The 23,144-nt window shown below is 50.3% G+C and carries 18 protein-coding genes; 16 read left to right on the top strand and 2 right to left on the bottom strand.

Annotated features, from left to right (window positions below; genetic code table 11):
• Positions 1–6 precede the first annotated feature (6 nt).
• Both RV1423_RS12490 and RV1423_RS12485 read left to right on the top strand, forming a co-directional pair.
• Positions 7–906: a LysR family transcriptional regulator gene (locus tag RV1423_RS12490; RefSeq protein ID WP_034296947.1), complete on the top strand. Its 900-nt coding sequence runs from the start codon at positions 7–9 to the stop codon at positions 904–906.
• Between the two features lie 169 nt (positions 907–1,075).
• Entirely contained in the window at positions 1,076–2,197 is a 1,122-nt protein-coding gene (locus RV1423_RS12485; RefSeq protein WP_034296946.1) for a sterol desaturase family protein, read from the top strand.
• A 23-nt stretch (positions 2,198–2,220) separates the two neighbouring features.
• Here the strand turns inward: RV1423_RS12485 and RV1423_RS12480 are convergent, their stop codons facing one another.
• Positions 2,221–2,448, bottom strand: coding sequence for a hypothetical protein (locus RV1423_RS12480; protein ID WP_034296945.1), 228 nt, complete (start codon positions 2,446–2,448; stop codon positions 2,221–2,223).
• 206 nt (positions 2,449–2,654) lie between these two features.
• Between RV1423_RS12480 and RV1423_RS12475 the strand changes: the two genes are divergently transcribed.
• Entirely contained in the window at positions 2,655–7,487 is a 4,833-nt protein-coding gene (locus tag RV1423_RS12475; protein ID WP_034296944.1) for a hypothetical protein, read from the top strand.
• Positions 7,488–7,632: 145 nt separating this feature from the next.
• On the opposite strand, the gene RV1423_RS12470 is transcribed toward RV1423_RS12475, so the two are convergent.
• Positions 7,633–8,562 (bottom strand): hypothetical protein, encoded by a 930-nt coding sequence (locus RV1423_RS12470; RefSeq protein WP_034296942.1) that lies wholly within the window; start codon positions 8,560–8,562, stop codon positions 7,633–7,635.
• A 265-nt stretch (positions 8,563–8,827) separates the two neighbouring features.
• Here RV1423_RS12470 and RV1423_RS12465 point away from each other — a divergent pair, with 265 nt between their 5' ends.
• The 13 genes from RV1423_RS12465 to RV1423_RS12405 all read left to right on the top strand — a co-directional run bounded on the left by RV1423_RS12465 (position 8,828) and on the right by RV1423_RS12405 (position 22,953).
• On the top strand, positions 8,828–9,121 hold the full coding sequence (locus tag RV1423_RS12465) for a hypothetical protein (protein ID WP_197034933.1): 294 nt from the start codon (positions 8,828–8,830) through the stop codon (positions 9,119–9,121).
• Between the two features lie 237 nt (positions 9,122–9,358).
• Positions 9,359–10,921: an IS21 family transposase gene (gene istA, locus RV1423_RS12460; RefSeq protein ID WP_197034932.1), complete on the top strand. Its 1,563-nt coding sequence runs from the start codon at positions 9,359–9,361 to the stop codon at positions 10,919–10,921.
• Complete coding sequence (gene istB, locus RV1423_RS12455; protein ID WP_034296939.1) at positions 10,918–11,688, top strand: IS21-like element helper ATPase IstB; 771 nt, start codon at positions 10,918–10,920, stop codon at positions 11,686–11,688. Before istA ends, istB begins: the two co-directional genes overlap by 4 nt.
• A 424-nt stretch (positions 11,689–12,112) precedes the next feature.
• On the top strand, positions 12,113–12,448 hold the full coding sequence (locus tag RV1423_RS12450) for a PepSY domain-containing protein (protein ID WP_034296937.1): 336 nt from the start codon (positions 12,113–12,115) through the stop codon (positions 12,446–12,448).
• A gap of 56 nt (positions 12,449–12,504) precedes the next feature.
• Positions 12,505–13,101: an undecaprenyl-diphosphatase gene (locus tag RV1423_RS12445; RefSeq protein ID WP_034296935.1), complete on the top strand. Its 597-nt coding sequence runs from the start codon at positions 12,505–12,507 to the stop codon at positions 13,099–13,101.
• A gap of 76 nt (positions 13,102–13,177) precedes the next feature.
• Complete coding sequence (locus tag RV1423_RS12440; RefSeq protein WP_034296934.1) at positions 13,178–13,960, top strand: membrane protein; 783 nt, start codon at positions 13,178–13,180, stop codon at positions 13,958–13,960.
• Between the two features lie 24 nt (positions 13,961–13,984).
• Positions 13,985–14,437 (top strand): hypothetical protein, encoded by a 453-nt coding sequence (locus RV1423_RS12435; RefSeq protein ID WP_034296931.1) that lies wholly within the window; start codon positions 13,985–13,987, stop codon positions 14,435–14,437.
• 19 nt (positions 14,438–14,456) lie between these two features.
• A complete protein-coding gene (locus RV1423_RS12430; RefSeq protein ID WP_034296930.1) occupies positions 14,457–15,215 on the top strand; it encodes a membrane protein in 759 nt (252 codons plus the stop codon).
• 49 nt (positions 15,216–15,264) lie between these two features.
• Positions 15,265–15,819, top strand: coding sequence for a cytochrome b (locus RV1423_RS12425; RefSeq protein WP_034296928.1), 555 nt, complete (start codon positions 15,265–15,267; stop codon positions 15,817–15,819).
• 52 nt (positions 15,820–15,871) lie between these two features.
• A complete protein-coding gene (locus RV1423_RS12420) occupies positions 15,872–16,537 on the top strand; it encodes a response regulator transcription factor (protein WP_034296925.1) in 666 nt (221 codons plus the stop codon).
• A complete protein-coding gene (locus RV1423_RS12415) occupies positions 16,513–17,874 on the top strand; it encodes an ATP-binding protein (RefSeq protein ID WP_034296923.1) in 1,362 nt (453 codons plus the stop codon). The genes RV1423_RS12420 and RV1423_RS12415 overlap by 25 nt, the downstream gene beginning before the upstream one ends.
• A gap of 9 nt (positions 17,875–17,883) precedes the next feature.
• Positions 17,884–18,318, top strand: a complete 435-nt coding sequence (locus RV1423_RS12410) for an EamA family transporter (RefSeq protein WP_034296921.1) — start codon at positions 17,884–17,886, stop codon at positions 18,316–18,318.
• Between the two features lie 297 nt (positions 18,319–18,615).
• Positions 18,616–22,953, top strand: coding sequence for a dermonecrotic toxin domain-containing protein (locus RV1423_RS12405; RefSeq protein ID WP_034296919.1), 4,338 nt, complete (start codon positions 18,616–18,618; stop codon positions 22,951–22,953).
• Positions 22,954–23,144 lie beyond the last annotated feature (191 nt).

Raw genomic sequence — 23,144 nt, 5'->3', positions numbered from 1 at the left:
GTAATCATGTCGTTCGATGGACGTTTGCTGGCGGGAGTCAGCGTGCTGGCGGCGGTGATCGAGCGCGGCACTTTTGCGCGCGCGGCGGAAGCGTTGAACATGTCGGACTCCGGTGTGAGCCGTGCGGTCGCCCGTCTTGAAGCGCGCGTGGGCGTGCGGCTGCTGGACCGCACCACGCGTTCGATGAATCTGACCGATGAAGGCAGGCGCTTCTATGAACAGGTGGCGCCGCTGCTGGCGGGCATCGAGGAAGCCGCCATCGACGCTTCCGGTTCTGCCAGCGCCGTGCGCGGACGGCTGCGCGTCGACCTCGATCCGTTTTTTTCGCGCCTGTTGCTGGCCGAGCATCTCGGCGCCTTCCTTGAAAAATATCCCGATCTCACGCTGGAATTGACCACGCGCGAGCATGCCGGCGACCTGGTTGTCGACGGCATCGACGTCGCTATCCGCTTCGGCAAGCCGCCGAGTTCGACGACGGTGGCGCGCAAGCTGCTGGAGACGCGTATCCTGACCGTCGCTTCACCGGGCTACCTGGCCAGGCACGGTCGTCCTTCCCATCCCTCCGAACTGGTCAATCACACCTGCATCCACTTCCGCGATCCCACCACCGGCCGGCCGTATGAATGGGTGTTCCACAAGGGCCGCAAAGTCATCGAAGTGGAGCCGCCGGGCCGCCTGATACTCAACGATTCCGGCACCATGCTGCTGGCGTGCAGCGCCGGTGCGGGCATCGCGCAGATACTGGCGCTCGGTGCGCAGAACGTGCTGAAGCAGGGGCAGCTTGTGGAGATTTTTCCCGATTGGCCGGATGAACGTTTTCCGCTTTATGCGCTCCATCCTTCACGTCATCGACCACCGGCAAAGGTGCGCGCCTTCATCGATTTTGCGCTGGAAGCCGTGCGTTAGACGGTATTGACGGAAGATTCCGTGTTGGGTCGACAGACACAAAACGCAAAATTTCCCAATTGCCGTACAATTCCGTTGTGCGATGCACCATCGGATAGCGCACTGCTGTTACCCGCTACGGGCCGACCCGGCGGTGCGATCTCGCTTTCCCGCATTTTCAAGATATTCCATGGAACAAATCATTGTTTACATCATTCCGCTGTTTCTGCTGCTGATCTGCGCGGAATTGGCGTACGGCTATTACCGCCGACGCAATACTTATCGCCTGAACGACGCGATCAGCAGCCTGAGCCAGGGACTGATCAGCCAGTTGGTAGGGCTGGTGACCCAGTTGTTCCAGATCGGCCTGTATGCACTGGCGTACCACGCCGTGGCGATCTTTCCGCATGCCCGCTTCTGGCAAGGCGTGCCGGGATGGATTGTCGCCATCGTATTATTCGACTTCTGTGATTACTGGCTGCACCGGATGGGGCACGAAAGCGCGATCATGTGGGCGGCGCATGCCGTGCATCATCAAAGTCAGGATTTCAATTTTTCCACAGCATTGCGCCAGGAAAGCACGGTGATCTTCATCGGCTGGATTTTTTACCTGCCGATGGCGCTGCTGGGCGTGCCGCCGGAGCAATTCGCCATTGCCGGGCTGGTCGTGCTGGTCTATCAGTTCTGGATACATACCGAACATGTCGGCAAGCTCGGCTGGTTCGACAGGATATTTTCGTCGCCATCCAATCATCGCGTGCATCACGCCGTCAACGACCAGTACCTGGACAAGAACTATGGCGGCATGCTGGTGATCTGGGACCGGATGTTCGGCACCTTTGCGGAAGAGAAAGAGCCTTGCGTCTACGGCACCCGCACGCCGTTGCAAAGCTGGGATCCGCTCTGGGCCGTGGTCAGCGGTTATTGGCAACTGGCGCGCACCGCGTCGCAACTACCGCGCTGGCAGGACAAGCTGCGCGTATGGTTCAAGGCGCCGGGCTGGTATCCCGCCGGCTTTGTCGCGAGCGGTCCGCAGTTCGACCTTGAGGCAGCGCGGCGCCGCTACGATACCGACCTGCCGCGTGGCGCAAGCCTGTTCGCCGTATTGCAGTTCGCCCTGTTGCTGGCCGCCACGGCCGGTTGTCTCTGGATTGCCGACGACGTGTCGTACGCGCGACTGCTGATTGTCTGCTCGGCCTTGCTTGCCGCCTTCTGGGCGCTGGGCGCCTTCCTGCAACGGCGCATTTCCGGCGTGGCGGTGCTCGCAATCGACGCGGCAGTCGCGGCCGTGACGCTGTACGCACTGTTGTAACACGTCCGGCTTTCCACCTTCATTCACTGTACCGGCTTGGGCAGATAACGCTTGAGCGTGCGTCGGCACGCGTACAGGGCAATGGAATTTTCAGGCACGCACTGCAAGAATGCGAGACGGGCCGCAAGATCGGCAGCAAGGCCAACCGGTTTCCAAGAATTGATTTCACGTTGGACGACGGACAGCGTCGAGATCATGTCACGCATTGACAAGAACATTTGCATCGTAGTGTTGAGCGCATCAATGAGCATCTCGTTCGCAACGTTCTGATTCCGGCAATTGCAGGAAGGGAACCGTTTAAGACGCGCGAATCAATGTAATATTGATTAATGGCAACAATCGGAAAAGCGGGCGCATCGCTTTGCTGCCGTTACGTGTTGCTTGGCGGCCTGGATGGGGTTATACGGCTTTTTTTGAAGCACCAGGTTTTATTCGTTAACTGAAAAAATGCTGGCCAATGGTAGAAAAAATTTCGGATTCAAAAGAGGAAAACGAAGGGGGAAAATCAAAAAATAAAAAGAAGTCGCAAGCGGAAACCGTCCTTATCATCAATGGGGTTGAGACTGGCGAGTCGTCCTCCGACGAGAACGATGAGGAAGGAAATGTCGATGAAGCGTTGCCCGACATAGAGCAGTTGTTTGCAATCATCGAGGAAAGATCGCGCGCCCGTGCGAGAGCCGACAGAGCGGCGAGAGAAATTGCCGGTAATGGCTGGCGATGGGATTCGCAGTATCGGGATGCGCAAGAGCTCAAATTTGATGGCGACATGTCTTCATCGCGAAGGGCGCGCCAGGGCAATGTTGATTCAGGTGATCAGCGGTCGGGCACATCAGCGCGAGCGGGTACTCCACAAGCGACTCAAAACGACAAAGGCTTGCGGCTGGAGCTGAGCAGAGTGTGGCAAAGCATTGTGAGAGAATTGACGCCATCCATCACTCAGTTCTTCCTGAGGGGCGTTGCATCGAGACTTGGAGTGACCCGTCCCCGCTCCGCAGCGGCGTTTTTAACACTCGCGCAATTCATTGATCTTTTTCGTGGCAATCAGAATTGGCAAAACAGGGTCATCTCTGCCATCAATGTGGCAGCTCCCCTGTTGATTGGCTCAACCTGGCATACGATGTTGCTTGAATCATTTCGCGATCTCACGCCCGAGAGGGTTCAGGAGGTTCTGCGAAAAATTGACAGCTACGGTGAAGAAGCGAACGAGCTGCTATCGACACCCATCGTCTTAGGATGCATGGGAGTATGGGTGCTCTATTCGATGTACATAGGCGCGCCGACGCGCGAAGAACCTAAGTCATGGCCAGCGCGGGCGGTTGCAGGCTTCGCGAAATACATGCCTCGCATATGGGGATGGTATCGGTGGGGCAGGCCATTTCTGACGTTCGCAAACAACGCAGTGGTTCCTGACGCGATATCAATTACCGCAAAGTCTTCGGCAAAGCCCGAAGAAGCCGCATCAGGCGATATGGTTTCTCCAGGCGCTCAAGCCGGGCTCCCGGCCTCTGCTGCACACAACGCCACAATCAATAGTACTGCGTCAGCTCCTGATGCAGAATCAGCCACTGTACAGTTTTCGGTAGGGCATGAAGAAGCAACATCAGGCGACATTATTTTTCAAAGTGCCGAAGCTTCGTATCCGACTTCTGCCGCAGACAGCAGCACAATAGAAGTCACACGCTCGAAAGAGCTCATCGGGCCTGGCGGCTACCTTCAGTGCGCTGTCGACGGACAACAGCCTATCGAAAAATCGACAGTGTGCGCCTTCGAGTCAAAGGTCGCTCCGTTTTTAAAACCGCCGACAGCAGTTGTTGTTCATCGTCCTGCGATTGAACCTGTCGATCATCTTTGTCGGGCTCGGCCCGCATTTGTCCGGCCTCGTCAGGCTCAGATCCGGCCTGCATTTGTCGAAAGAGCTTTGGCTAATTGGGGCGGTAAGACAAATACAATACGTGGAATTCACGCTGAATTTCAAGCTGTTGCGGGGAAGCAGCCTTATCTGGTTATATTCCATGCCTACCAGGCAAGCCGAAATGAATCTCGCGTTGATCATGAGCGGCAATGGGAAATGCCATGCTCGGAAGAGCAAAAAGAAGAATTGCTCGCCGCGGTTCAATCATCTGCACGCGACTCGCAGAAGTCGATTGTTTTGTCTGAGCCTGCAAGAGAATTGCTGGCGCCGGCGTTCGATCTTTTTAGTGATGCCGAGACCACCTTGCATGTCATCGATGAAAATGGCGATCCGGCGTTGGAAAATGGATCTGACGCGATTCTCGAGATAAACGAAAGCCGTAAAAATAAATCATCAAAACCAGGCAGTCAATTCGATCTCATTAAAGAACTTAATCAGATCTCATCCCGAGGCAGAAACCGGCATCAGGATGCAGACTATATGCGTCTTACTATGCTGGGAGGCGGGGTCGCAGCGGCAAGAGCCGTTAACCCTGAAATCAACTCGACTCCGTATATCGTTTTTTCAATTGCAGCATTGTCGACTATCTTCTTTGGTACGGTGGTATGGCCATTCGGATATTTCGGTAGCCGGGAGTCAACGAAAAAACAGTCAATGGCTCACGACAATGAGCTTGATGAATTCGAGCAGGATGTAAATTCCGAGCCGGAAACTCCAAAGCCCGGAATGTCTTTTGCAAGCGATATTGCAAATTCCACTGGTGGCGGCACATCGCATACGCTTGGCACGGAAGGCATTAATCGTGTAGCCGAAAGCAGCACACGAAGATATGACGGATTTGATCCGGACGAGATGCAGCAAGGGGACCAGCCCCTTGATGATCGTTCAAATCAATCGGATGGTACGCACCCGGAGAAAGATTCAGCAGCGAAGCCGGGTATAAGAGTCTATGCAGAGACGGGCCGTAGACTTCAGGTGACGACGAGTTACATTTTGATGGATCAACCCGACGACCTACTTGTTGTTGATGAGATGCCAGGCTTTTCGCTGATCATTGTTGATTCTCCTCCCCTGGTCGATGGTGAAATCGATTTGCGGAACATCGAGTTACTGCAAATGTTGGTGGACGGCGGCTACACCATTGATATCAGCGGACCTGTTTTTAGGGAAAATTCCCGCATGGAGCAACGCTTTACCATCTCGAAGGCTGGAGAAGCGGATGTGACATTTTTGCTGCGTGGCGACGAAGGTGCCGTGGCGCGTCAAATAACATGGGTACGAATGGTTTCCAAATATGCGTCTAGCTTGGGCGCAGAAGCTCGGCAGACAATGGCGTATGGCACCTTGAACGAAGGGAGAGAGCCGGTAGAAGCCATGTCGGAGGACAATATTTCTCTGAGCGCTCACGACCACGCTATCGCTATACTGTTGAAACCGAACTTTCGAGTGCTCACTATCAACTTGGGTAACGTAAGCGGTACCAAGTGGCAGCACGGCGATACGCGGCGGATCATATTGTTCGAATTGCTGATGGCCGGGTTCAGCGTTGAAATCCTCTCCGATTTTCATTACGACAAGGGCGTCTATGTACGAACAGTGACGATGTACAGCAAACAGATGGGATATTTCATTATCGAGATACGTGGTGAAAAAGGAGACGTCGATCAGATCATCAAATATATAGGCATTGAAAATAGCAAATACGGTCCTCCTCCGCAGAACCGAGATGAGGATCGAGATGAACCGGATGTTGAGGATGTCGTTAACCAGTGCCATCTAATGAACGACAGGCTGTTGGAAGAGAAATTGCTGAAAAATGAAATTACCGTTGTCCGCACTCCGCCTACCGATGAATGCGATATTCAAATTCAAAAATACTCGTCCGCTCCGAGCGGAAAAATTGAGCTTCATATCCGTCATAACACTGTCAATTTTCCAGACGATCCTCTTGGGAATTTTGAAATAATATTGGAAAAAACAATCGACGATACTAAAAAAACTCCAAAAATAGATATCCCGGACAGTGGTTCTCTGAGGCTGATTTCTAAACAAATAGACGAAAAAGGACTTGGTTCCGTCACCTACACCAACGATAACCAGCGCGGAAAATTCTTCTCGATTACTCTGACCAATAAAAACGAAGGGAATACAGAGACACTACTGTCCATCGAAAATAAAATCCGCGAACAGAATAAGTTAAGGTTTGAAGCATATACATCCTATGCCGGTCCGTTTATGGACGCGGAGTTTGAACCGAATCCAAGCACAAACGGAACTTATGACATTGATAGCAGCAAAAGGCCGCTAAAAATTCACACGGACAATGCAAACGATGTCTTTAGACTAAATGCAATTGAACACGATGTGAACTTGGTAGTGGGTGAGTATGTGCCAACGCAGTCAATTCCCCCGTTTGTTCGGCCGCGGCCAAATCGACAGTGCATTATTCGCCATGCAAAAAAGCCTCTCATGTTTGACGGGCCATGGTTGCGAGAAGACGCGACTAACGCTGAAGCCGAAACCACGAATTACGCGAGGCACTTTAAAGAACGCGACAGTGGAGCGGATTTCATTATCAGTGCTAAGGATTCGTCCGCGAAAGATGCAGTGGACAATTTTGCCGATAACGTCGAGTCATGCATGAAGGAAAAGGAGGAGGAATTTAAAGCATGGATGGTTCGCTTATCGATTGGAGGCTCTGCATTTCAGGATGCAAAGTCGATAGTTGAGTTCAATAGTATGGTGAACGGAATACCTGGTTGGGCCTATAACAAAGCGATTTCTTTTTATAAAGATAAGGCGGGGGAAGAGAGCAAATTCGTTGCATGGGGGAATACTCATGGTGTACAGCACGTCCGGTTCGATATCGCGCGCAGTGCGCTGATTGTATTTCGCAACGCCGGCAGTCCGGGATGGGGCGGACTGATTGATTGGGAATCAACTCCCATACCAAAAGAATCAAAGCATAACCCAGACAATTTATATCGCAGCAGATTTGTTCCCAAAACAAAGGACGGAGCCATTCCTACGGATTGGAATTGGCACGCCAGGACTTGGGATGCCATATCTATTAATGAATCCAGCGTTGAATATGCAATAGAAAATTGGACAGATCTCGTGGATGGGCGTGCTTCGGCACGAAAGATTATTTCGAGTTATTACAAGAAACTGATCGGCGAAATAAAGGACGATTATTATGAAGATGCGAGGAAGATTCTTTATTTATTGGACTTCCTGAACACCGATTTTCCTGATGGTACCGATCCTCAGTTTGCGATTGATCGCTCAAAGAGAATCTTCACCAAGTTTAATAAAGCGATGGAGTTGGGGCGATTGGAGCAAGCGCCTGTGCGCGAAGAATTGCTGAATTCTCTGTGAGTAATGGCGCGTAAAGCGCCACTCAATGGCCGACGGCACCATCAAGATGCCGCTACAGAGCGCCATGGAATGGTGCGATAAAGGAACCACCTGTTGGCATTCCTGTGCGCCAGCGAATGGCAGATAACGCCACAACGACCAATCTTTAATCCACGGCTGAGTCTGCTTGAGAAACCTTTGACGCCAAATGTGGTTGTAAAGCGAGATACTTTCGGAGTAGCTCTGCGCCCTCGGACGTCGGCGGACCAAGCCCAAGATTGGGTAGGAGTATTGGAAGGAACTCGTCAACCTGGCGAGGATGACTTTCAGTCATCGCCTGCATGACGTAATAATCTGGATGGCGTCGCCGGCCATTAATCTTCTTTTGCGATAAGTGCGCATATAAGTGAATTACTTCGGCACCTACATCGTATTGAAAAACATCCCATGCGCGAATATTTCCTCCACATGAGGCTGAACGTAACAAACGGTCTGCGTAGAGGTCGTAAAGTAATTGCCCAATATGAAACGTACTTAGCATCCCATTCATCATAACTAACAGCTGGAATATCGCCGTCGCGCAGGTCCACATGGCATCTGCGTCTTCTCTCTCTTGGCTCAACCGGTAAATGACGGTCAGCGCGGCTAAGCTATCTAGGCTCTTGTCCCTAACCAAATTCTCTAACTGAAGTTGGGAGGCAGGCTCGATCAATGTTCGCTGATTGGTGAACATCAGGTTTTGGACGCGGCTGCTGAGTCGACCTATCCAAGAACTTGCCTGCAATTGAATCGAGCCCCGAAAGCGCAGAACCCTCCAAAGCGGGTGATCAATGCATGCTCGGCTCCCTGGAACCTTGCGATTCGCCAGATCCACGAGGGTGGAATTTGGCATTCGCTCGCCGCTACGGTAGTGAGCAAATTTCTCGTTTTTGTCGGATTGCCCGTGCTTGTTCACGCTGCTTTTATGCGGCTCCAGAGCCTTTCGCACATCTGTAGCTTTGCTTGATCCGATGGATGCGGCTATTAAATAGAACCAGAAAATAGAGCGTATACGGTCAACTTCCTCGTCTTTGCGTGGCTGCTTTTCGTCCAACATTCTCGTGTTTTAGCGGTGGATGTAAGTGTGTTGATTAATTTTTAATCAACATTGAGATAAAGAATCTTCATATACCTACCCGATATTTTAACTAGTACAGTCTTAAAGTAGTCACGGCTTTTTTATTTGAAAATCAAAGAGATAAAGGCAAGTGTCAGGATTCTAAATGATCGTCAATTGCGATTATTTCATCGGGTGGATTTCGCCTATTGAGACCGTTATGCTGGCAAAACGAACATTAACCCTGCCTGAATGGTAACTAGCCGTGACAAACGAATTCGAAGCCAATGAGAACGATATGGATCTGGATGTCTTGATGGCTCGTGAACTCACGCGGCAATATGGACCGCTGCTGTCCGGTGATAATTTGAGGATAGCGCTAGGGTATCCCAGCAAAGAGGCCTACCGAATGGCCTTGGTCCGCAAGTCCATTCCAGTACCAGTTTTTGAACTCGAAAACAGACGCGGGAAATTTGCGCTCACGCTAGACGTTGCACGTTGGTTGGTGGCGGAGCGCACCAAAGCCGTGCAAACAGGAAAGAAAGGAGAAGAGGAATGACCTAATTCGCTAAAAGCGAAGGCGGATACAAAAAAGGCCTGCAGGTGGCAGCCTACAGACCTTTAGATACAGCGTTGGAAGTTGACCCTCCGCGCTGGAGTATCCCGCTTCCCCCTACCTATGTCAATACTTCGCTTGGCTGAAGAGGACGGTCTACGTCTGTTCATTCTGGCTCGCGAGGTGTATCCAATGTGCGCAGCACAACTTACGACCATGGGAATTCAAAGGAGAGCAAACGTGCGCATCGTACGTGATGTCCTGAAGTATCACCTCGACAAGGGATACTCTCAGCGACGAATAGAACTGGTGACCGGCATCAGTCGAAAAACCATCAATCGGATCATCCAAACTTATAAGGAATTAGGACTGCCTTGGCCACTTCCGGCCGAGCTGGACGACGAACTCCTAGACCACAAGTTCAACCCGCATAAACGCTTGGTTGATGAGAAAAGCAATCTGCTCGACTTGAACTATATTGATGAGGAGATGAAAAAGCCCGGGGCTACGCTGGCAGAGCTTCACGTCGAGTGGCAGTCCGTTGACCCAGAGGAGCATCGACTCGACTATTCGACTTTTTGCAGGAAATATCGCAAATGGAAGAAGTCACAAAAGCTCTCGATGCGCTCAGAGGCTCGCTACGGTGAAGCTGCCTATGTCGATTATTCGGGGAAAAAGGTCGTAATTCATGACCAGGATTCCGGCGAGATTTTGACTGCGGAGATTTTCGTGGGAGTGCTGGGAGGTTCGCAATACGTCTATGCGGAAGCGTCCTGGTCGCAGCGTATCGTGGATTTCTTGGGATCTCACGTGAATATGTTCGAATACTTCGGGGGCGTTCCTCAGTCAATTGTCCCGGACAACCTCAAGTCCGCAGTGATCAAAGCCTACCGCCATGACCCGACGATGAACGAATCATATCTCCAGCTATGCAGGTATTACGGCACCACACCGTGGCCTGCAAGGGCCGGTAAGCCGAAAGACAAGCCGCATGTTGAGATGAGTGTATTACTGGTTCAGCGCTGGATTCTCTTCAGGCTGCGAAACAGAAAGTTCTTCACCATGGCAGAGTTGAATCGTGCCATTCGGGAGCTTTTGGAAGAGTTCAATCATCGAAAATTTCAGAAGCGCAATGGAACGCGGTTTTCATGTTGGCTTGCAGAAGAGAAACCATTGTTGATGCCGTTGCCGGATCAACCGTACGAACTCGCGGAATGGGGCAAGGTGCGCGCAGGGCCGGACTACTTGGTTCTTATAGATGAACATAGGTATAGCGTCCCCAGCGAGAAGCGTAACCAAGAGTTCGACTATCGACTTACGCAGAGATTTGTTGAGCTACTCCAACTGGGAAAATCCATCGTTACGCATGAGCGCAGTCGAAAACGGGAGAAAATGACGATCCTTCCACACCATCGTCCGCCTGCTCATGCTGCTGTTGCGGGGTGGACCAGTGAGAAGGCGCTCGAATGGGCTTCCAAAATTGGCCCTGCAACCGCAGGGCAATTAGCCGCACTCCTTGACCGGGTGCGGGGGCCGTACTCTGGCTACCGTACCACATGTGCGCTTCAGGCAATTGCGAAGAGCTGCGGGGAGCAACGGATGGAGTCTGTATGCAGTTACGCCGGGGAGAACCATGTCCTTGGCACCGCACGGCTGCGTGACATCTTGAACAAAGGGTTGGACCTGCTGGAGCGGGAAAACTCTTCATCCCCGGCGACGACACTTCTCGAACACAAAAATATCCGTGGTGCAAGCTATTACGAACAAGTACTGAGTCATAACGAAGGAGAACCATCCAAATGATGAACAACCTCACAATTGAAAAAATGCATCATCTCAAGCTGTCGGGCATGGCAGCGGAATTCGAAAGACAAATATCTACGCCAAATACCGGTGACCTACCGTTCGAGCATCGTGTCAGAAGCCTGGTTGATCACGAAATGACAGTGCGAGACAATCGTCGGCAACAAGTGATGCTTAAGCGTGCGGCGTTGCCGGTAAGCGCGGCGATTGAGGACATCGACTATCGAGCACAACGAGGCTTGGATAAATCGCAGTTCATCAGTTTGACCAGTCTCGACTGGGTACGCCAGCGGCATAACCTAGTCATCACAGGCCCCACAGGAACCGGGAAGTCTTGGCTTGCCTGCGCGTTGGCCAACCAGGCATGCCGAGATGGTTTATCTGCACACTTTGTCCGCGTGCCTATTCTGATTGAGAGCATGACAGCGGCCCGTGCATTAGGAACATTTGCAAACCGACTCCAGCAGCTCAAGAAGTTTGACCTTTTGATTCTGGACGACTGGGGCATTGATACCTTCAGTAAGCGGGCACAAAGCGATCTGCTCGAACTTATCGAGAACCGTATGGGGGCGCGATCCCTCTTGTTCACCAGCCAATTGCCTCTGGAAGAGTGGCACGGAACGTTCGATAACAAAACAATTGCTGACGCTGTCATGGATCGAGTGATCAACACATCTTACGAGATTAAACTCAAAGGCGAGTCAATGCGAAGCGCGCGAGCGCCAAGGACTAAGCCGAGGAGCAAGAAAGCCAGCTCCGACGATTAACGATCGATTGTCGCAGGCCAACGGACTCTCAATGGTGTCCGTTGGTATCGGTTGCTTACAGGGGGCTCCGTCTTGGAATCAGTGGTCTTTTCCTGTCCTGGGTGCGTGGCTTGACCAGCGCCAACGAATTTTCCAAAAGTAGCATTCTGATGGCCACGTGTGTTCCAGGGGGCTAGGAATATTTGTGGTCATACCAATGAGCATCAGCGGCCTAACGACTCAGCAGAGGTGCATTGACGAAACTCAAGGCCAAGCTGCCTCGTCTGCCAAACGGGCGTCAGACCATAGCCAGCCGGTATCAGAGGCTCTCAGGAAACGGAAAATAAGGCACGTTAAGCGATTTGGGAGCGGCTCAGTACCAGCTAAGTAAGTTTCCGTAGTCTCTCCTTTACGCAAATTCCTGCGTTCTTTTTGGAGAAGCACAATGAATCGTTACATTAAAATTTCCATTCTAACTGCCATCATCGCCGCTTCGGGTACTGCCGCCTATGCCACCCAAGGCGGCATGGAAAACGATGCGCTGTCCATAACCAAGGCAAAAATCCCGCTTTCTCAAGCTGTCACTATAGCCGAGCAGCATGCCAACGGTAAGGCTGCACGCGCTGAGTACGAGAGCACGAAGCACGGCTGGGTCTATGACGTGGAAGTAGTTAGCGGGCCCAAGGTCTTCGATGTCAAAGTCGATCCCGACAAGGGGACTGTTATTTCGTCCTCTGAAGACAAAGCGGATCGCGATGACGACCACGACAAGAAAGACTGACTATATACCAGTGTGTCCGGGTCATTCCTGATGAGTGATCAGGACACGGAGACTCCATGGAAAACTTCAATCACACACTATTTCTTTGGCTTAATGCCCCCGAGCATCCGGGTACGCTCCTGCTGGCCATCGCCACTGTCTTCGCGCAGTACGCCATTTGGGTGGTACCGGTCATCATAGCGATCGGTTGGCTGCGAGGCAGCGAGCGTACACGGAAAGTTTTACTCGAAGCCACTGCTTCCGGCCTAGCGGGCTTACTTATCAACCAGATCATCGGCCTGGTCTGGCAACATCCTCGCCCTTTCATGATCGGGCTTGGACATACGCTGATTCCCCACGCTGCCGATTCCTCTTTCCCGAGCGACCACCTGACGCTCCTGTGGGCTGTCGCGTTTAGTTTCTTGATGCATCGTAGCCCGCGCCTAGCGGGAATAGCGCTTGCATTGCTGGGGCTACCTATTGCATGGGCACGAATCTACCTTGGCGTTCACTTTCCTCTAGACATGGTTGGTGCGGGCTTGGTCTCCATGCTGAGTGCCTGGCTTGCGTTTCGTGAGGTGCATTTATATTTACCCGCCACTTACAACGTGGCCCTCCGCGTTCATCGAAAGCTATTTGGAAATTTTATTCAGAGAGGATGGGTGCGCAAATGACCACAACTATGACTGAGCTAAGTTTGACTGATCATACTTGTGTCAAAACCTATATCCATTGGAAGGAGACAACTCTATGAATACGTTGTCCACACCCGCCGCATCAAACTGGCTCAACAAAGTCCCCGAAGTGACGCTCTCGTTCTGGATCATAAAAATCCTATCCACGACTGTCGGCGAAACTGGAGCCGACTTTCTAGCTGTCAATGCAGGCTTCGGCCAAGGCGTAACTGGCGCAATGATGGGCACGTTATTGGCTGTTGCCTTATTCATGCAGTTGCGCACACGGCGCTATACGCCCTGGATTTACTGGCTCACGGTTGTTCTGATCAGCGTGGTTGGCACTCTAATTACTGACCTGCTAACCGATGGACTAGGGGTAAGCCTCTATGTCAGCACATCGGCATTCGCTGTGGCGCTAGCAGGGATTTTTGCAGTTTGGTTTTGGGTGGAACGCACCTTGTCTATCCATCAGATTTTTACGCGACGCAGGGAGCTGTTTTACTGGTCTGCCATCCTCTGCACCTTTGCACTGGGCACAGCGGCTGGTGATTTAGCGACGGAGGCACTCGGCCTTGGTTTTACATGGGGAGCAGTATCGTTCGGAGCGCTGATCGCTATCACCTATACGCTATGGCGCATGGGCGGCAACGCAGTGTTGACCTTCTGGATCGGCTACATCCTGACACGCCCCTTCGGGGCCTCACTGGGAGATCTTTTGACGCAGGCTAAGATCTATGGCGGTCTCGGCATAGGCGCCATGTGGACCAGCGCTCTATTTCTGACTGTGATCGTGATGCTGGTCGCTGTCGCGCAGTTCAGCCTAGGCAGTCGCATGAATGCGCCCGCCGTCAAGTAACGTCCAAATATTCAAGGATAAATTATGCGTGATCTGTATTTCCTGACTCGCCCCGTTGCCGCTCTATCAGCCATTTTCCTCTTGGCTCTTGCGGCTGGCTGCTCCAAATCCACCGACACCAATATGGCAAACTCGACATCATTACCAACAAGTCAGAGCACTTCCGCGCCAGAGGCAAAGACCACGTCCAAATTGGGAGACTTGTCCGCATTTCGGAATATCGCCGCAAGCGTCGCCGCCATAGTGGATAAGGGCGATCTGCCAGCCGCTAGAACACGGATTAAAGATTTGGAGGTCGCCTGGGATTCGGCGGAGGCAGGCTTGAAACCACGAGCAGCAGACGATTGGCACGTGCTCGACAAGTCCATTGACCATGCCCTCAGTGCACTGCGTGCAAGCGAACCCAACCAAACTGACTGCAAGAAGGCAATGACCGAACTATTTAGTACTTTCGAAGCTCTCCAGCCGACCCTCTAACTAGCGGACACGAAACAATATGAATAATTCAGCAGAAAAAGTCTTGAGCAAAGTCCCTGAAGTGACCCTCGTTTTTTGGGTCATTAAAATTGCAGCCACCACACTTGGCGAAACTGGGGGCGATGCCGTCTCGATGTCCATGAATCTAGGCTACTTGATTGGCACAGCCATTTTCGCGATCATCTTTTTGGCAGCAGTATTGGCACAAATCAAGGCTAAGGCATTTCATCCCTTTCTTTACTGGATGACGATCATTGCAACCACCACGGTCGGTACAACGCTGGCCGATTTTGCAGACCGATCCCTTGGCATTGGATACACTGGAGGTACGACCTTACTTACAGTTTTGTTGTTCGGATCTCTGTTTATTTGGTATCGATCGCTTGGATCAATTTCGATAAATACTGTCAATTCACCGAAAGCCGAGATGTTCTATTGGGTAACAATCATGTTTTCTCAGACTTTGGGAACAGCACTTGGAGATTGGACAGCGGATACGGCCGGGTTGGGTTACACAGGTGCCGCCATTGTGTTCGGCGCGTTGTTGGCTTTGGTCGTTGCGGCCTACTATTGGACAAATGTGTCGCGGACCCTGCTTTTTTGGGCTGCATTCATTTTGACCCGTCCTCTCGGTGCAGTGGTAGGTGACTTTCTAGACAAGCCCCTGAGCGCTGGCGGGCTCGCGCTGAGTCGTTATTCAGCATCGGCGGCGCTTTTGGCTTTCATGCTCACAGCTATCTTACTCTTTAAGCAGCGTGCAGCTAGAACTGCGCATTGATAATGTCGCGCATATTTAGCGGCTAGAAACTTTTAAATGGAGTGACAACTTGAAGAAAAATAATGCTGATCAATACGACAAATTAAGCAAAGCTTTTCATTGGATTACGGCAATCACTGTTGTCATAGCGTTCGTTTTGGGACCTGGTGACTTTGGTCGATTACTGCATAACGGTATCGACCCAGGTACACGAAATGACATCGTTTGGCATGAGACCTTAGGCCTCACCGTCTTTACACTAACATCCCTACGCTTGGTTTGGGTTGCAGTACGTCCAGATGCCCCCAGGTTTCAAATGGCGACATGGATGCGTCTTCTATCCCGACTAATGCATTTTGTGTTGTGGTGTTTACTTTTTGCGTTACCGCTTTCTGCTCTACTGGCTCTGGGAACGGAGGCTCATCCTTTGACGTTGCTAGGAGGTTTTCGGATTAACGACATGTCTTTCATCGCAAACTCTTATTTTTCCGGCCTTGCCGATTGGGGCGACGTACACAAGTTTCTTGGCGATCTCATCATATGGTTAGCGGGAATTCATGCTTTAGCTGCTATATATCATCACATCAAACTGAAAGATGGCATCCTTACTTCAATGCTACCTTGACAGTTCGAATGCATATAGAGCCGGGGATGCGGCAATAACGGCAGGAGGAAGAATGCGAGTATTGCTGGTCGAAGATGACGCTATGATCGGTGAAGCTATTCAAGGGGCGTTAAAAGACGCTTCTTACGCTGCGGACTGGGTAAAAAACGGCCAAACCGCGCTCACAACGCTAAGTTGTCAGCACTATGATTTGGTACTGCTTGATCTAGGCCTTCCCGGTAAGGATGGACTGGAGGTGCTGACCAGCATTCGCGCCAAAGATAATCCGGTCCCGCTGCTCATCATCACTGCCCGCGATGGCCTAGATGATCGACTGCGCGGCCTAGATGGCGGGGCCGATGATTATTTACTAAAACCCTTTGAGATGGCCGAACTACTGGCACGTATGCGGGCCGTGCTGCGACGCAAAGGAGGAAATGCAACGCCTATACTCACCAATGGCGTTGTGTCACTCGATCAGGCAACGCGAGAGGTAGAGGTCAACAACAGTGAACCTCTGCAACTCTCCAATCGAGAGTTCGCCTTGTTGCAAGCCTTGTTAGTACGCCCAGGCGCTATTCTTTCTCGCAGTGCTTTGGAAGACCGTATCTACGGATGGGGCGAAGAAGTCGAGAGCAACGCTGTTGAATTCCTGATTCATGCACTGCGTCGCAAGCTAGGCAGCCAAGTCATCAAGAACGTTAGGGGCGCTGGATGGATGGTTTCAAAAGACGATTGAACGAATCAGTACAGCTCAAACTGTCATTTTCGCTATCGCTGACCATTTTGGTCATTGCAGTGGTCGCGGGTATCTTCTCCTTCGTATTCGCATTCGATGAAGCTCACGAGTTGCAAGACGACACGCTACGCCAAGTTGCCGTACTGTTTGATCGGCAATCCGTCCCGCCTGCTCATCCTGGGGATGATGGCCGCGACAAAGACAGCGACGAAGAATCACGTGTCATCGTTCAGTATCTAGTAGATGGCCGCAAAATGGCGAAGAATGCGGATACGGGAGCACCGCTGCCACTACCAATCACATTAGCCGATGGCCTACATACACTTGAAGTCACCGGCGAACCGTTCCGCGTGTTGGTCAAAACAACGCTCAGTGGCGAGCGAATTGCAGTGGCGCAAGAAACCGGCGTTCGCGATGAAATTGCACGCGACAGTGCATTGCGCACCTTGTTACCATTTCTTATCTTGATGCCCATCCTGCTTTTAATCGTGGCTGACATGGTGCGTAAGATGTTCAAGCCTATCGCTTCGTTGTCGGCCGAAATTGACCAGCGCGCCGAACAGGAATTGCATCCAATCGAGGAAAGTTATCTTCCTACTGAAGTACGCCCGTTTGTAGTGGCGATTAACCGTCTGCTTTCCCGAGTTGATCAATCGATGGAAGCACAGCGCAGGTTTGTCGCGGATGCAGCTCATGAACTCCGATCCCCGTTGACAGCCTTGTCGTTGCAAGCGGAGCGACTGGCCCAAGCGGATATGTCCGACCTTGCAAGGGAACGTCTCAGAACACTACGCCGAGGCATCGAGCGCGGCCGGAATCTACAGGAACAACTTTTGACTTTGGCCACGGCTCAGGCTCCGCTCGACCGGCCCAAGTCGTCGGTTTCGATACTACAAATCTATCGCCAAGTCTTGGAGGACCTCCTACCATTGGCAAATGCCAAGCATATCGACATTGGTATCGAAGGAGAGCAAGACTCCTCAATCTGGTGCAACGAGTTGGACATAATTGCTGTAGTCAAAAATTTAGTTGACAACGCGATTCGCTACACGCCGGATGGCGGCAAGGTAGATCTATCGGTGACCACGGAAGATGGTCGCGCAATACTAAAAATCCAAGACTCAGGGCCGGGTATTCAAGTCATCGAACGTGACAGAGTATTTGATCCGTTCTATCGCACCATTGGGAGTGATCAAGTCGGATCAGGTCTGGGCCTTTCCATCGTCAAGACAATCGCAGATAGGATCGGCGCTGAGATTCAACTAGGGTTCTCAAACGAAGTGATGCATTCCGGCCTTTGTGTATGTGTGCTCGTCCCGCTCGCAAAACCATTTTAAGGAATATGTATGGCGATACCAAACGGCTGGTTCTATTGGGCAGTTCTGTCTGCCATTTTTGCGGCGCTGACGGCCATTTTTGCAAAAATTGGTATTCAGGGCGTCGACTCCGATCTGGCCACCTTGATCCGAACGGCAATCATCATTATCGTACTCTCAGTGTTTGTGGCTTATACGGGCAAGTGGTCCAATCCTCTCGAGCTTTCGTCTAAGACCTGGTTGTTCCTTGGCTTGTCCGGCCTGGCCACTGGCGCGTCTTGGGTATGTTATTTCCGGGCACTCAAGATAGGTGACGCATCCAAGGTGGCGCCGGTGGACAAACTCAGCCTTGTTTTGGTAGCCGTTTTCGCGTTCACATTCTTGGGAGAGCGGCCATCACTGCGCGATTGGTCGGGTATTGCGATGGTCGCTGGTGGCGTTCTCTTATTGGCCTTCAGGCGTTGATACGTCGAATTGAGTCATACCTTAACCTAGAGTCAGTAAAGCGGATGGGGTAGCTTCAGGTTCTTCCTGGCACGAGACATCGTTAAACGGTCAGCGTATCGACTATCTATCCGCGTTCAAATCGGCCCAATACGCAGGCCAAATGGCGCAGTTCGCCACTAGGCGGTGCTTCAAAATCTCCACTTGGTGGCGCTAACAAATGAAGAACTACTAATTTCGTCGAACGAGGTGAGCATCTAGCAATAGGTTGGTGTATTCAAGCGCCATTGAGTGGTGTCTCTAAATCGCGAATGACTGGTGCTTTCGCTGCCACTACTCACTCTGAGAGACTTACTTCCGAAATTTGACGTTGCCGGCACAACTGGCCCGGAAGAGCAACCGGTTCCGGCGGAGCGTCAGATTACGAAGACGCCTTTGGCTGCGGGCACGGCAACGGAGGAAGATACGACGGAAGAAGTGAAAAAGTACGAGGCATCCGATCCGTTGTTTGAGCGGTATGCGATAGGGGGGCGCTTTGGCTTTTCCGAGGTTGCGGCTTGCGTGGATTCTCCTGCATGCTGGGCCCTTGAAACACTGGGCGGAGAAATCAATGAATCCATCGATAGCGCGACTTATAAGATACCTGATAACGATTATGCCGGAGCAGTTATTGTCAAATCTCCTCCAAAAGATGCCGCGTTGATCTTTCCTAAATGGGAAGGAGAGAATCCCAGGAATTATGAGGTGATGGACATTACTTTGCCATTAATGGCAGGGACTGAAATTGAATTGATTGCTGACGCAAAATCGAAAATAAATGAATCGAATATTGACGATAAAGGAAGTTTGAAAGACCAAACGGTAGGTGCTATTCGTTTTAAAGGAAAATCGTCCAAGGTGTCGCTTTTTTACGCTGGCGATGCCGCCTTGGTAGAAATGATTGAGGGCGGAATTAAAACACAAATGGCCGGGTATGGCCGGTGGCAGGAGACCAACGATGCGCGTGCCTGGGAACCGCCGACGCTCGGTGTTCTTCCAGATTCGCTGACGAAAGAGGACCAAGAATTATTCGAACAGATAGGAGTAAAACAAAAACCGGACGACGATTTTACTCTTTCACGGATTAACGATCTTGTGGGGGATTCTCTGCAGCTTTCCTTGGCAGGAATGTGGAGAAATGCAGCAGATGCTTCACTGAAATTTCTGGTTTCACTTCCAGATGTGAATGAGATTGCGAGTACAGCGATGGAGGATCTGCTTCTTCAAAAGTTTGGTTTCCGCGGTAATGCAAGTGAAACATACATCGTATTTTTTGAAAGATATGTGCATACGAAGGCGGATTCAAAATTAGGAGCACCTTTTTCAATAGTAGAGGGGGAACGACGTCAAGCCGACGGAGATAATTTATATGAGAAATCAGAAGTCTATAGCGTGATCAGAATGGATCGTCTGGCTATTGGGAATTTCCCATCAGGAGATAACGGCATTGCCGAAACCATTTACAGGCTTAACAACTTTAGTATCCTGGCCCCGTATTTCAATGTAGGCATATATACCTGGACGGGGGCCGATTCACCAGCGATATTTGACTCCAAAAATCGCATTCAGGATTCCAGGGGAAAGCGAATTAAGTTCATTGATTTTTATCGTGAATTTAGAAAAGTGGATGTTCAAAAGAAAGCTCTTAAAGCGATAGAGGATTTCTTTTTTGCAGGTAAAAAAGAGGAGCATGCGCATAGATTGAAAGAGATCTATGCACTCAGACTGCTCCGCGAAGCCAAGAACATGGGTTCGGAAGCTTACGATCTTGCTTCTGCCGTTCTTGATCCTGAGTCAAAAAATGACAAATCGCTTCACATAGAAACGCTCGATGTCTACGAGTATGACGTTTTAGATGCTCTTATTGTCTATCGAAAAACGGATAGTGTTGTTGTCCTATATATGATGCCGCAAAAAAATTACAAAAATCGCGCATTTTATATATTCAAGAATATGCAGTCCTTCAAGGAATATATCCATTCAATAACAATACATACCGAACCCAGGAACAATTTTCTGGCGCGATTTAAAGCGGAAGACCGGATAGATGACTCGTACTTCTTCTTCACCAGAGACGGGTTCTACACTCATAAAAGAGGCGCCGACTATCACTTAAAGAGATTGCCCGGCGCTATGCATTGGCGTGACGTTAGCGAGGATGGCTGGACGTATGAGACCAAGCTTGTCCGGTCTGACATATACGAAATAAATCAAAAAAGCGCTCGCAGCCGCGATATCAAGAATAATCCGTTTTTGAGAATGGCTGATATGTTTCAGCGTTACGTCGAGTCGGCCGTAAAAGTATCCATGTTCTCTCACGATGAGTATGAATCCAACGTGAGAACCCGTATTGTGTCTGACGTAACACAGTATGCTGGAATATTGACTCTGCTTTTGTTTAAGGTAATCCCTCCTTGGCTATCGGTGGGTATTGGGGTTTCTACAGCTACCCCCGGGCTTGGGGGTGGGGTGCGGCAATATCTGATGCAAGATAGGCCGGCAGATAGGACGAAGGGCCTGGTGCTTGCGATCGAGTCGGGATTGGAACTGCTGTTGGGTGGCTTTCCTATGAATAAACATAAAGATAACAGGAAACTTGTCGCCTCCAAGAAAGACTATGATGATTTAGTCGCTAAACATGGTGCAGATAAAACCAACGTACTGATGAAAGTAATTCATCTTGACCCGGATCTCGTTAAGCAGCAAGGAATGACCCGGATCATGTCTGATCCTGTAGAGCGTTTGCTGGAGATTCCAGAACCTCTTCAGGAGGCTGCACGCCAAGGTTCTCATGTAGTGGACGAGTTAGTCGGCGACCTTCGCACGAAGATAAAATTAATTAACAATTCCCCGGAATTGAATGAGGCTGGCAAGCGTGCAAAAATTCTGACTATTTTAAAAGCGCAGAATAAGGAAGCGGAAGATAAATTATATGAAATGTTTGCCAAAATCGATCTTCCAGAAGATGTCGTAGGAGATGCAGATGACTTGTTAAAGAAATTACTCAATGAGGCACGAGATGACGGAGAAACCAATCTCTTGGCATTCTCAAAACAAGAGAGCAATAACGATAAATTACTGGAGGCAAAGAAGCTTACGCAGCAGGATATCCAGGAACTTTCAGATGATCTTAGATATCCTGAAATGTTCGTTGGCGACCGGGAAAATTCTCTAAAAGGATTTCATGATCCAAATATTTTTCCCGGCAATGCTCAGGTCAAGAGTATCGATGATGTTTACACCATCAATGGGAAGCAGTATGTTTTCATCGATGACATGGCTGTTCGGATAAATACAATTAAAAATGTGGATGGTCGGACTTTTGCCATACTTCCACCAGGTGGTTCCAGCACGCTGACCATACAGAGGGTCAATGGGAAATGGAGGATGGTGGAGCCAAAATTACTGGGTGGGGCGCCGCCCAGGCATGATATTGGTTTAGGCTCATCGCAGTTGTCATCACTTCATGTCAACGGTGAAAATTTTTATCGACTGAAATTGCCTGATGCATCCAAGCCTATTGATGTGGTATTTGATTTGACAATATGTCGATGGGTTGAAGCCGACGGGCTTGGCGGAATTAAGTCTGGGGGGAAAGAGTTCGTGTTTTCTCCAGCAATTGATTCAACGCCTGAGATATGGAAAGAATACACGGCTGGGGATAGCCTTCTCAAGCCTGCCACTACACAAATGCGCGCCGACGCGCTTGAGCAATTTGGCCTTGGCAGAGAAGTTCCTCCTATTCCCAAATATCCCGTACCTAGATTCTACAATTCCCAAGAACCGCCTAGAGTGATTCATAAAATATGGATTGGAGATAGGGCGATAAGTGAAGCCAATATTCAAAAGCTGCGGCGCACCCTGGTACAGGCAGGATCTTCGAAGTTTGAGCTGCGGCTGCATCTCGATATTTCTGATCCTGTGGCACACGAAAAGACAATGGCGATATTAAAACCTCTTATTGATGATGGTTTAAAAGTAGTTGAGTTGAAGTCAGAGAATTTTTTCAATAAATTCCAATCAGAAAAATATTTTGACCAGTATAAATTTTATCTTGAGAGGGATAATCTGAACTATGCAGGGGCAACAAATGTGTTGCGCTATCGAATGATTTACCACGAAGGTGGAATCTATTCGGATATGGATGATGTTTTAATGGGGCCTCTTGATATTGGAAAGATAAAAAATGGTGATGTAGTGGTATTTCCGCCATTTGAGGGCTTGGGTTTTGAATACAATAATAGCTTTTTTGGTTCATCAAAGAAAAATCCTACGCTTGATAAGCTATCGAATGAGTCCTATAAAAAATTTCAAGGAAATCGGAATGAGATTAAGAACAGACCATATTTTGATCATAGCAAGAGCAAGGATAAGCAGAGCGACAGGTTTTATAGGTATATGAAAATTCGCTCCGAGACCGATGGACCCGCTTTGTTCAGTAGCGTTGTTTCAGAAACCATTCCGGCGCGAGGCGCCTTCAAGGCCTGGAAGAAAATCCTTGGGCGCAAGGGCATTGCTGTGAGCGGTGATCTGGAAGATAGGTATTTGGATGCTTCCAGAAATTTTGAAGCCTTAGATGGGGTCTATGATGTCGGAGCTGATCACACCTCTCTTTAAAAACGCCAAGTTCTTATCCTCGATCAAGTGAGGTACTTGATCTGTTGCTCTCATCATGGTGACAGTAGCTGCTGCTGACAAGGATTTCGCTCAATTGGATGAGATATTTGTCATCCAATCGGATGAATCCCGGATAGGCAGTCGTTAAGGAATCAATCGGATGTCCGGAAAACGCGATGGCGACAAAGCGT

The sequence above is a fragment of the Herbaspirillum sp. RV1423 genome (genome assembly GCF_000577615.1).
GTDB lineage: Bacteria > Pseudomonadota > Gammaproteobacteria > Burkholderiales > Burkholderiaceae_D > Herbaspirillum.
This window is presented reverse-complemented; position numbering and strand designations above follow the sequence as displayed.